We start from the raw sequence: 11897 nt of genomic DNA on the forward strand, positions 1-11897 counted from the left end.
GCCGGAAAGAATGGACAACTGAGATGAACCCGGCACAAAGTCCCGGTTGTAAAGGGTTAGTCCCCTCTTGCTCGTCGTTCCCTATGACAATATTATAGGAGAAATAAGGCCTTGTAAAGGACACTTCTGCAGTAATTGTGACTTGTTATTTAATAATATTAAATAGCCATTTTTAGACTCATGCGCTGTGCAACAAGTGTTAAATAGTCTGGGATACAAATAGTGACACTGTTTTGAACTGGCTTTTAGTACGGCTGCTAGCTGAAAAAGCGAAGATTTGTGACATCTACTCTCCTTCTTTCGAAGTAGCTATATACTGTAGGCTAAGAATAGTAAAGGCAATGGCTAAGCCTGGCCATAGCATCAGCCACCAATTGGCAGGTGCTTGGCGCACAGCTGCTAAGAGTCGGCCCCAGCTGGGAGTTTCCGGGGGCAGGCCTACCCCCAGAAAGGATAGGGTAGTCTCAAGGCTGATCAGGACTGCCACCGTGAGCGGAAAACGCACCAGAAGTACTGGCAGCGCATTCGGGCTAATATGCCGCCAGAGGATGCGGACAGCCGGCAGGCCGGCTGCCTGCGCGGCTTCTATGTAAGGTTGACTACGGCTCTGTAGCGTTGCTGCCCGCATGAGGCGGGCAGGAGTAGGCCAGCAGGTAAGGCTCAGCAGAGCTACCACACCTGCCAGGGAGGGGCGTTGTATGGAGGCAACGGCAACTACCAATACCAGTAACGGGACGGAGTTTACCAAGGCAATCAGGGCCAGAATGCTACTGTCGACGGGGAAGGGCCAGGTGTTGGTGGAAGGCTTCTTGTTTCGCCATGGTAAGAGGCCTAACCCTGCCGCTGCCGGTACGCCCAGCCAAGGCCAGCCGCCCGCCCCCGGAAACCAAGAGAGAAGCAGCCCGGCCAGCCCGACACCAGCCACCATCAGGACCAACTGAGTACGGGTTATCCGCAGGCCGGTATTGCCCCAGTAGCCAGCTATACCCCCCAGAAAACCGCCCAGAAGTAACGTGCACAACGCCGCTGGTACACTTACCAGCAACAGCGTACGGGCACCCTGCCACAAACTCATCCCTACATCCAGACCCTGAGAGGTAGTACCCAGCCAATGAGTCGAATGAAAAGGTGGTTGATTGATAGTGGCCAGATCGGGGGTGGGTACGGTTGATGGGGCCAGTAGCGCCGCTACTATCAATAGGCTCAGCCAGCTGATGGCCAGCCCCCGCTGCACCGTGCGAAAAGGCCTCTTCATGCCGTAATCCGGATACGAGGGTCCAGGAGCGGGTACAGAATATCGGCGAGCAGTTGGGCCAGTAACCGTACAATTGCCACCAAGCCAACCCCGGCCAATAGTACCGGATAATCTTGCTGTACAGCCGCGTCGGCAATCAGTCGGCCCATACCTGGCAGGGCAAAAATTACCTCAACCACCACGGAGCCAGCCACGATGCTGGGCAACAGCTCGGTAAGGAGCGTAACAGTTGGCAGCAAGGCGTTGCGCAGGGCATGACGCCAGATGGTGCGCCCCTGCGACGTGCCTTTGGCGCGGGCCGTAGCCACGTACGGGCGGGCCAGTTCCTGGTGCAAAGAGCCATTCAGCTGAATAGCCAGGGCCGGAAAGCTGCCCAAAACCAGGCTCAATGTAGGTAAGGTAAGCTGATAAAGTAATGCCTGCGGGTGGCTCCAGCTAGTACTGGTCGGGCCGGTGGGACCCAGGCCGAAAGCCGGAAACCAGTTGAGCGCATCGGGGTTGGCCAGCAGCAGCAGCAGACCCAGCGCCAGCAGAAACAATGGAATGCTTTGCAGCGTGTGCGCCATGCTCATTACCCAATTGCTGACTATTGGGCGGTAGCCAGTTGCCGCCACCAGATACAACGCCAGGGCAATGCTCAAAGTGGCCGCCAGCATCGTGAGCGGCAATGTGTACTGGAGGGCCTGCCCCAGCAACACCAGCACGGGCTCCTCCGAGCGGTAAGAGGTGCCCAGGTTGCCCTGCAGAAGCTGCGTCAGCCAGGTATGGTATTGATTGTGGAAGCCGTGCCAGTACCAGCCGGTAGCTGGCTGCCAGCTCACGTAAAACAGTGGGGCATCCAACCCATAGCGCTGGAGCAGCTGCTGACTGACGGCTGGTTGCTCCAGCAAGCTGCCAAGGCGGGCGCTACTTTCCACCATAGTCTGTAGCAGGCTGCGCTGGTCAGTGGCGCCCCGGCTCAGCAAGAACAACACCGACAGAATAAGCCAGGCGGAGCCCACCGTTCGGAGAAGATGCCGTAGCAAAACAAGCCCTGGCATGTGGCTTACAGTGGTGCTTCCATGGGCCTGATGCGGGCTGCCTCGTAGCCAGGCTTCAGGCCGGACACCGGTACCCGCCCAACAGCCCGCGAAGCCCCGACCCGGTATTTCTGGAAGTACAGCACAGAAAACGGTACCTCCTGCGCCATCACGCGCTGAAATTTCCGTAGCAGCAACTTCTTTTTCTGCTTGTCCTCTGTGCTGGTAATCTGCTCAATCAGCCGGTCGGTAACCGCAGAGGAGAATTGCATGGTATTGCTGGCACCAATACCGCGGGAATGCAGCAACGCAGTGAAATCGTAGGAAAACGGATTGCCCGAGTAGTTTCGGATGCACATATCTGTTTCCCCGGCCTGTAATTGCCGGCTCAGCACTGCCTGTTCGGTAGGGCGCAACTCTGCCTCTATGCCAATGGCGGCGGCGGCCGCTCTGAACTGTAGGGCCGCCGTTTCGAAAGCAGGCTCCCCGGCCCGGTAGCTCACGCCAAAACGCAATACCTGGGGGGCACCCTTGGCCACCTTGCGCTGCCAACGGCCATCGGCCTGGCGTTGCCAGCCGGCCTGCCGAAGCAATCCCACGGTTTGAGTGGGGCTAAATACCGGTAAGGGCAGGCTGTCGTTGTAATAGTCGGCCACGCGCGGGCTGATAAGGCCTGCGCTGGGAATAGCAGCTCCCTGTTGGGTAGCCTTAATCAGGGCCGGTACATCAAACAGGAAGCACAACGCCTTACGGGTAGCTGCGTCCTGAAATACAGGGCGGCGGACGTTGAAGCCAGCCGTCAGAAACTCGTAGGAGTCGGCCGTGTAAAATGCCAGCCGTTTCCGGTCTTCGGCCGACTGCTGCAGACGGGTAAACTCCGCGGCGGGCATCAGACCATAGATATCTACTTCGTTGCGGCGCAGCGCAAGCGTAGCAGTTGCCGCATCCGGAATAACCTGGTACGTAAGCGTAGTAGGGTAGGCCTGAAGCTGAGCGGGCGGGGCAGACAACACATCCGCCCACCATTTCGGCTTGCGGTGAAGCGTCAGGTAGCGGCCACTCTGCCAGGCGCTGAGCCGGTAGGGGCCACAGCCGGGCAGGTTTTCCGGATGGCGGGCCAGGCGAAGACGCTGATACCGGCGGGCCAGCGCCTGCACTGCCGCCTGCACCGGCTGTTGGCGCATGGCTGTCAGCGAAACGGTACGCAGCTGCCTGCCCGGATCCAGAATATACTCCGGCAAGATGGAAAAGTCGCCGGAGGAGCGAATGTGTTCTGGCGACTGGCCGGCACACACCAACGTAAACCGCCGCGAATCTGCCGTATCGAGCCGAATATCCCGGATAAAACCGAACATGGCCTGGTCCATTTCCGTGGGCAGTCCCGGGCAGTTCATCACCTTAAGGGTGAGGGCCACATCCTGAGCCAGCACCGGGGCCCCGTTATCCCAGGTGGCTTCCGGCCGGATGCGGTAGCTTACCAGCAGCAGGCTGTCGGAAAGCCGCTCAACGGATGGGAATGCCTCAGCAAGCCAGGGCACGAAATCATGGGCCTCTTCCCGGCCCATCAGCAGGCTACAGTGCGTGAGGTTAATTACCTCGTAGGCGCTGGTATTGCTTACTACCAGGGGGTCCAGATTTTCCGGGTCGCGGGCCCAGCGGATTCGTACGGTTCCCGGGGCAGAATAGGTAGCAGGAGTGGTACAACTGCTCACCATACCTACCCAGACCAGGAAGAAAAACCGGAGAGAAAGGTGCTTCATGAACGGGTAACCGCGTAAGACGAGTGTCCGGGCAAGTTACCACGTTTTGGAAATACAGGAGGTACTGCCGGCCTAGTGGCCGTCGCCCCAGCCGCCTACACCGTGGTCTGCCACCACATGGCCGTCGCCCCAGCCACCTACGCCGTGGTCATCCGAAACCGATGTTGTGCTGGTGGAGCCATTGGTGGCTGAAACGGTGGCAGCATCAACAGAAGCAAAGCTGGCGAACTGCAGGAGGGCGATGGTGATGAGCTCTAGCATGGCTTGGAAATATTTGTGTGTCAGGTGATTGAATGACACAAAGGTGGAGTCCAAACCAGCCCAGGTAAAGGAAATACAGGCTGTAAACGTGACCTGAAAAAGAGCTATATCAGTAAATAAAAATCAACCTAAAACCAGTTGCCAGTACGAAAAATGACGTAGAAATGCACAATATCGGAGGCCCATATTCCCTGATTTTGTGACATCCAGCCGTAAAAAAAGCCCACCTATACGCCTACAAATGTCTGGGTAGATAAGCCAATGAATAAAGGCATAGCATTCAAAAAATGTGACATAGGAAACAGGGGCCGTATAATATAGTATATTGGCTAAAACAGGCTAATCCAGCCGCTTTGCTATGGATGAATTAACAACACTGGTAAGAATTGTGACAGACAGACGGCAAGCTGTTCTCCCTTTTCTCGACTTCTCTGATAGAAATTCCGCGCAAAAAGATCTACGACTCGTTCGGCTGCTGGATGGAGCACCCGTAGTAACCCAGACGCAGCTGGTAAAAAGCCTATATGGCAAAACCGACGCGAAAACCCAGGCAACCTACCGCAAGCTGAAATCAAGAGTACAGCAGAAGCTGCTGAATCATCTTTATTTCCTGGATCAGACGGATCCGCGGCATATTGCCTCAAAACGGTATGAGCAGCAATGCCTGGGGTTATTGCATCAGGCAAAAATCTTGGCGGGGGAGGGTGAGTACAAGATGGCCGAAAAGCTGTTTCGGAAGTTTATTCGGGTTGCGGAAGATGCTGAATTTACGCCATATACAGTGCTGGGTGCCCGTATTTTACGCAACATGTACGCCGAGATGCGCCAGCCTGCCAAGTTCAAGCGCATTGTAAAGCAGCTAGCGGCTTATCAGGCTAAAATGGCGCTGGAAGAAGAGGCGGAAATACTGTACGCTGAAATTAAAATGACCCTGAATCATAAAGTCAGGTCGCGCAAATTTTTACTGCACCAGATGCCGGCTTACCAGAACAAGCTGGAGCAGATTCATAAGAAGGTAAAAAGCTACAACACGTTTCACGTGCTGTACGTCACCCGATTATCGAAGGAGGAGCTGGTGGGAAATTATGAAGAGATTATCAACATAACTGCTGCCACTGAAAGGGCTCGTAAACAGGGTAAAATCAATGAAAAGCGTTTCGATAAGCGGTTTAATAACTACATGAGTGTGTACGCACACTTGCGCTGCCGGAAGCCTGAGCAAGGACTGGTGCTAGCCGAGGAATATTTCAAGGATTTCCACTACTCCTCGGGCAACTGGTTTTACTTTCTGGAAACGTATCTGTTGCTGGCTGTACATGCCCGGCAGTATGGGCAGGCCTTTGAGCTGCTGCAGCAGGCGCGCAAAAACCCGTATTACCGCAAGCAACGAGCCGCTGCCCAGCAGCGCTGGGAGCTGTACGAGGCCTACGTGCAGTTTGTGCGGCCTGAACAGTCGCCGGTCAAAATGCGCTACTTCACGCAGTTTGTGCAAACGGTACCCGATTTCAGCCGGGACAAGCAAGGTTACAACGTAGCCATCCTGATTCTGCAGTTTATGCACTTCCTGCGCCGGCGGGATATTGAGGGGTTGCTGGCCCGCCTGGAGGGGCTGCGTAAGTACGAGCAACGCCACCTGCGCGACCCAGCTACGCTGCGTAGCCAGTTGTTTTTCCGGATGCTGCTAATGACAGTAAAGGAGAATTTTGTACTGGCAGCCTGCGAGAAAAAAGGGGCTCTGTTACTGGAACGGCTGCGCGCCGCCCCTCAGCCCGGCGAGGCCTACGGCGAAATCGAAATCATTCCCTACGAAGACCTCTGGGCCCTGGCCCTGGGTATGCTACGGCAGCAAGAGGCAGAGCAAGCTGCTGCTGAGCAAGCGGAGCGCAACCGCACCTGACAGTGAAATCTGATTTTGCCCACCACCTGCAAGCAAGTGCCAGCCAAAGCGGTAGAAATAATACGCTGCCGACTAATGCCGGGCGGCAGCTTTGGAAGCTGGAGCAGGCTGCGCTGCGGGACGCGCAACGGAGCGGGCGGCCTTGGCTTTGCCAGCTGCCGGTTGTACCGCCGGCTGAGCCTGCACCAGGGCTGCGGCTGGGGCCGGAGCTACTTTAGCGGCTACAGTAGCGGGAAGCGTACCCGGAGCTGCGGCCACATAGCGCTGATATTGCGCCGGCGTGAGTACCTGCTCCAGCTGCTTGGTGTATTCCTGTCCAATGGCTGATAGTTTCTTCTGGAGCATATCCGCGTCGTTGGCGTACAGCTGCCGGGCATCGGCTTCCTGCGTGAGGCGCGCCTGCGTAAGGCGGCGCACAGGAAGCTGGCGGGCATCATCCAGAGAAATGAAAGCAGCTAGTTGGCGAGTGGCAGCCAATGCTTCGGTTTTGAAAGCGGAAGACGCTTCCTGTGCTTTCGCCTGGGCAAAGGACAACAGGTACACAGTTGCCAACAGTAAAACGAACCGGTGTTTCATAGAAGGAAGCGGGCAAATGCCTCGGATGAGAGTGAAAGCCGGAACCCGGCGGGAGCAAGCGTTAAGCAGCCGCTAACATAGCGCTCAGCCACCTATCCTATCGTCAACATAAGCTGAACAGGGGCAGGGGCTCGGTCAAGTGTGAATAACGCGCTGCAACTGCATCATCAGGGAATGACGTGCACAATGCGACTGACGCAGTGGCTGGAAGGGCAGGCATCGGGGCCGTTGCCGCGCAGGCTCATGCGCACGGCGTACTGGCCGGGGCGGCGGAAGGCGTGCTGTACCTGCCGGCCGTTGGTAACGTAGCCGTCCCGAAAATCCCAGAGCACTACCACGTTCTGGCACAGCGGCAGCTGCGAGTCCAGGGCGTCGAAGCGCACGGGCTGGCCAATGCGCACGGTGTCTACGGCCCGAAAGTTCAGCACAATCTCCTGGGTGAAATCAACCGGAATCAGCTTTTCGGCAGTACGCACCTCACCGGTGGCTTCTTCCAGCACATCCAGCTGTACGGTGTATTTTTTGCGCTCCTGGTAGCAGTGCTGCACCACGGGACCAGTGAGCTGGGTGCCGTCGCCCATAGTCCAGCGGAAGGTGAGCGGGCCGGCGTCGGGGTCGATGGCACGGCGGGCATCCAGCTCCACGCACATTTCCACCAGGCGGGGCGCGGGGCAGTCTGCGCTTAGCGTGTCGCCGGCCTGCTGGGCCAGGGCGGGCCCGGCAGCCAGCAGGCCGGCCAGCGCCTGGAGTCGGCAAAAGAAGCGTACCAGACCGCGGAGCGTCATGGGCAGGCAGGAAGTAGCGAAGCGTTAGAATTTATTCAGCCGCTGAAAAACCTCGCGCAGGTAGGTCTGGCCGATGGGAATGTGCTTGTTATCGATGATAACGGTGTTGTCTTCGATGGTTTGTACCCGCTTGAGGTTAACTATAAAAGAGCGATGCACCCGCACAAACAATGACGACGGAAATTTTTCCTCCACGGCCCGCATGGTGCTGTACACAATCAGCTTGCTCTGGCTGGTAACGATGTGCACATAGTCGCCGAGGGCTTCCACGTAGCGCACATCGTCGAAAAGTACTTTTACCAGCCGGCTGTCTACCTTCACAAAGGTAAATTCCGTGTTCTGCGGAACTTCAATAGCATCGGCGGCGGGATTGTTGCGGGCTTCCACAGCCTCCATAGCTTTCTGGGCCGCTTTCAGAAACCGGGCGTAACTGATGGGTTTCACAATGTAATCAAGCACATCATGCTCAAACGCTTCCACCGCGTAGCCCTTGTTACTGGTAATGAGCACCACCAACGGCGGATTCTGCAGGGTGCGCAGCAAATCAAGGCCCGACATCAGGGGCATTTCCACATCCAGAAACAGTAGGTCGATGGGGTGCTGGCGGAGTACTTCGGCGGCGGCAATGGCACTTTCGCAGCTGGCCACGTGCTGCAGGAAAGGAGTGTTGCTAACGCAGTTTTCAACAATCTGAATAGCCAGCGGGTCATCGTCGACGACCAGGCAACGCAATGGAGCAGTGGTTTCAGCCATAGCGCCAAAGGTACAAGCTGACTGGGAAAAAGCCTATAATTTATGTTCAGCTTCCGTGAGTCGACTCAGTAAAATAGGGTATATTGTAAATAATTGATTGTCAATAAATTGAACTGATTCAAATAAGCTATTAGCCGGAATAGTGCTCTTGCTTTGCTGCTCCAGGTATTCCAGTTGGTCGGTGAGGGGTACCAGGCCGAAATACGCCACTTGGCCCTTTAGCTTGTGGGCTACCTGGCCCAGTTCGGCCCCGGTGGCCTGCTGCAGCTGTTCCACCAGCGGCGGAGCCTGCTCCAGGAAGGTGCGTACAATCTGTTGCACAAACGCCTCGTTGCCGCCGGCCAACTCTTCCAGCAGGCTCCAGTCGGGTTGCAGGGGCGTATCGGCCGGGGAGGACGTAGCCGGCTGGTGGGGGGGCTGCGGGCCGGTGGCTGGTGGTAGTGCCGGTGCGGGCGTTGCAGGTGTTGCGGGGGGCAGCGCCCGGCCGGTGAAGTGGGCTAGGCGGGCGTAGAGCACGGCCGGGTCGAAGGGCTTGGCCAGGGTATCGTTCATGCCGGCTTCCAGGGCCAGCACCCGGTCTTCGGGCAAGGCCGAGGCCGTGAGGCCAATGAGCGGCAGCCGGGCCGCGTCGGGGAACAGGCTGCGGAGCTGGCGGGCCGCTTCGTAGCCGTCCATTTCGGGCATCTGAATATCGAGCAGCACAGCGTCGAATTCCTGCTGGCGGGCGGCTTCCACGGCTAGGCGGCCGTTGGCGGCAATGGTTACCTGCACGTTCCAGGCTTCGAGGGTTTTGCGGGCCACCAGCTGGTTCAGGTCGTTGTCTTCGGCTACCAGCACCCGTAGCGGCGGCGAGAAAGGCAGCAGCGCCCCGCTGGCTTCCGTCCGGACCAAGGCAGCATCGGCGGGCTGGCAGGGAACTTCAAACCAGAACGTGGAGCCCCGCCCTTCCTGGCTTTCTACCCACAGCCGGCCGCCGTGCAGCTGCACTAGGTTGCGGGCAATGCTCAGGCCCAGGCCGGTGCCGCCAAACTGCCGGGTGGTGCTGGCGTTGGCCTGCGAAAAATCCTCGAAAATGGCGTCCAGCTTATCGGCGGCAATGCCAATACCGGTATCCGTGACGCCAAAGCGTAGCATTGCGGGCGCATTGTCGGCGGCCGGCTGCACGCTCAGCCGCAGGGTAACGCCGCCGGTAGTGGTGAATTTTACGGCGTTGCCCACCAGGTTTACCAGCACCTGGTTGAGGCGCACGGAGTCGCCGAGGATGGCAGCGGGCACATCGGGGGCTACCTCGGTGTGCAGGGTAAGGCCTTTGGCTTCGGTGGCAAACTGGAACATGCGCGCTACGCGCCCCACCAGCTCCGGCAGCCGGAACGGGGCCTGCTCCAGCGTCAGCTTGCCGGCCTCAATCTTGGAGGAGTCCAGGATGTCGTTGATGATGACCAGCAGGTTGTTGGACGACGACTGAATGGCCTGGAGGTATTCGCTCTGCTCTCCGCTGACGGGCGTATTACGCAGCAAATGGGTGAGACCAATCACTGCATTCATGGGCGTGCGGATTTCGTGGCTCATGTTGGCCAGAAACTGGGCTTTGGCCTTGCGAGAGGCTTCGGCGGCATCCCGCGCCATCACCAAATCAGCATTAATCTGCTCGATTTCGGCCTTCTGATGGCGCAATTCGGTGGTTCGCTCGCGCACGGTGGTTTCCAGCTGCAGCTTCTGCCGGCGCAACGTGGCGGTACGGGCGCGGGTGAAGGCGTACACCCCGGCTCCGGCCGCAAGCAAAGCCAGCGCGGAAAACCACCAGGTGCGCCAGAAAGGCGTGGCAATACTGAACCGGGAGGTAATTGGCTTCGACCAAGTGCCTTCGGAGCCCCGCCGGGCCCGCACTTCCAGGGTGTACCGGCCGGCATCCAGGCGCGGAAAATCGGCTTCGCCAGTTGTAGCGGGCCGGCTCCAGTTCTCCTGAAACCCCCGCAGCCGGTATTGGTACTGCCAGGTACCGGCTGGGCCCAGGCTGGCTACCCGGAAAAACCACGTAACGCGGTGGGGCCTGGCCGACAGCTCCGGCAAAGGCCCGGCGGGCTGGCGTATCCCGTCAACTTCAACAGCAGTAAATGTGGCAGGGGCAGCAGCCGTGATATGAAGCCCCGACAACTTTACCCGTACCAGTCCCGTCCGGGACGCCAGTAACACTGCCGAATCGGCCGGTGGGAGCGGGGCCGCAACGTTGGGCAGCAAGTCGCGGATGATGGGGTTGTTGGGGGTGGAAATGGCGGTGAACTGCATCCCACGGCCCAGAGAAAGGTCGTTGCGGTGCTGCACTACTAGGCCGGTGGGCGTGGGTTGCAGACCGTAGCAGTAGTTGCTGGCCAGTCCGCTGTTTTGGGTGGTAAACTGCCGGAACCGGCCGTTGGCAAAGCAGAACAACCCGTCGCCCTCGGTTCCAATCCAGACGCGGCCGGCGGCATCCTGGGTCAGGGTGGTGGCATCTACGCCGCCCGGCACCAAACGGTGTACCCGGAAGCGGCCGTTTTCCAGCACAGCCAGGCCGGTGCCGTGAGTGGCAAACCACACCCGGCCCTGCCGGTCGGGTAGAATGGCGTACACATCATTCTGGAGCAGGCCGTTGGCGGTGGTGTAGTGACGTACCTGCCGGCCAGTCACGTGAAAAGCGCCTTCACCAATGGTGCCTACCCAAAAACTCCGACTGCCGAGAAAGAAATTACTATTTGCTTTATCTAGAGTCAGGGTAGTGACATGCAGGTCAGCGGGCAAATGTGTCAAATCCGGAGGGTCGGTGTCCGTAGCCACCGATACAAAAGGATGTACACCCTTTCCGTCAGTTCCTGCCAAACTCCAATCACTAACAGGAAGCAATGCCGTTGCGGAACCACTTTGTAGTTCAGAATGAAAGTGTAACGTTAGTCCGTTAGGAGTGGGTAAAAGACGTCCCAACTGTCCATCAGCAGTTCCTGCTGCTATAAGAGCGCCTCGACCGGCTAAAGCCGTCAGCCGCGCCGCCGTTGGCGAGAAGCTCAGGTGCGCATCCGTCAGCCGCCACAGGCCCAGGCCCGTGGTGCCGATCCAGTAGGTTCCTTCGGCGTCGCGCAGTATCTGGTTGATGGCGGCATCGGGGGGCAGGGCGGGGTGGAACCGGCGACGGAAGCGGCCAATAGCGGCCGTATCAACAGTGGGTAGGCCTTTGACGCGGATCTGTTTGCCATCGGCAGCAGTGGCGCGCCGGAAGCCACTGCCTTGGCTAACGGATACGCCGCCCTGATAGTGGCTCACCCACAGCTGCCCGGTGCCCGCATCCAGGCTGAGCCGGGTTACGAAGTCCTCAGCCAGTCCCTCGCGGGTGGTAAACGTCTGGAACGTGGTGCCATCAAACCGCACCAGCCCTTCGCCGGTGCCAATCCAGAGGTAGCCGGTGCAGTCCTGGGCCAGGGCGTAGATAAAGGGCTGCGGCAGGCCCTCGGCCGCCCCGAACTGCTTGAGAAACTGCCGCTGCGGGAGCGGCTGAGCAACGGCAAAATGCGTGAGCAGGCAGAACAGGAGCAGCAGGTGGCGTATCACGAAGGGCAAGATACA

General features: G+C 58.4%; 9 protein-coding genes. 1 reads left to right on the forward strand and 8 read right to left on the reverse strand.

Going from position 1 to position 11897, the window contains the following annotated elements:
- Window positions 1–286 precede the first annotated feature (286 nt).
- The 4 genes from EI290_RS06520 to EI290_RS06535 all read right to left on the reverse strand — a co-directional run bounded on the left by EI290_RS06520 (window position 287) and on the right by EI290_RS06535 (window position 4295).
- On the reverse strand, window positions 287–1255 hold the full coding sequence (locus EI290_RS06520; RefSeq protein ID WP_125427922.1) for an ABC transporter permease: 969 nt from the start codon (window positions 1253–1255) through the stop codon (window positions 287–289).
- Entirely contained in the window at window positions 1252–2256 is a 1005-nt protein-coding gene (locus EI290_RS06525) for an ABC transporter permease (protein ID WP_185816872.1), read from the reverse strand. Before EI290_RS06525 ends, EI290_RS06520 begins: the two co-directional genes overlap by 4 nt.
- Before the next feature lie 44 nt (window positions 2257–2300).
- Complete coding sequence (locus tag EI290_RS06530; RefSeq protein WP_125427926.1) at window positions 2301–4034, reverse strand: ABC transporter substrate-binding protein; 1734 nt, start codon at window positions 4032–4034, stop codon at window positions 2301–2303.
- A 72-nt stretch (window positions 4035–4106) separates the two neighbouring features.
- Entirely contained in the window at window positions 4107–4295 is a 189-nt protein-coding gene (locus tag EI290_RS06535; RefSeq protein WP_125427928.1) for a hypothetical protein, read from the reverse strand.
- Between the two features lie 808 nt (window positions 4296–5103).
- On the opposite strand from EI290_RS06535, the gene EI290_RS06540 reads away from it, so the two are divergent.
- Window positions 5104–6192, forward strand: coding sequence for a phospholipase D-like domain-containing protein (locus tag EI290_RS06540; RefSeq protein ID WP_148103621.1), 1089 nt, complete (start codon window positions 5104–5106; stop codon window positions 6190–6192).
- Window positions 6193–6264: 72 nt separating this feature from the next.
- On the opposite strand, the gene EI290_RS06545 is transcribed toward EI290_RS06540, so the two are convergent.
- The 4 genes from EI290_RS06545 to EI290_RS06560 all read right to left on the reverse strand — a co-directional run bounded on the left by EI290_RS06545 (window position 6265) and on the right by EI290_RS06560 (window position 11882).
- Window positions 6265–6768 carry a hypothetical protein gene (locus EI290_RS06545; protein WP_125427932.1) on the reverse strand — a complete coding sequence of 168 codons (504 nt, stop codon included), beginning with the start codon at window positions 6766–6768 and terminating at the stop codon, window positions 6265–6267.
- A gap of 167 nt (window positions 6769–6935) precedes the next feature.
- The gene (locus EI290_RS06550) at window positions 6936–7553 is read right to left on the reverse strand and encodes a PKD domain-containing protein (protein WP_125427934.1); all 618 of its coding nucleotides are present in this window, start codon (window positions 7551–7553) and stop codon (window positions 6936–6938) included.
- Window positions 7554–7577: 24 nt separating this feature from the next.
- On the reverse strand, window positions 7578–8306 hold the full coding sequence (locus EI290_RS06555; RefSeq protein WP_125427936.1) for a LytR/AlgR family response regulator transcription factor: 729 nt from the start codon (window positions 8304–8306) through the stop codon (window positions 7578–7580).
- Window positions 8307–8339: 33 nt separating this feature from the next.
- Window positions 8340–11882 (reverse strand): hybrid sensor histidine kinase/response regulator, encoded by a 3543-nt coding sequence (locus tag EI290_RS06560; protein ID WP_148103622.1) that lies wholly within the window; start codon window positions 11880–11882, stop codon window positions 8340–8342.
- Window positions 11883–11897 lie beyond the last annotated feature (15 nt).

This window comes from Hymenobacter metallilatus (assembly GCF_003944705.1).
GTDB classification, from domain to species: Bacteria; Bacteroidota; Bacteroidia; order Cytophagales; family Hymenobacteraceae; genus Hymenobacter; species Hymenobacter metallilatus.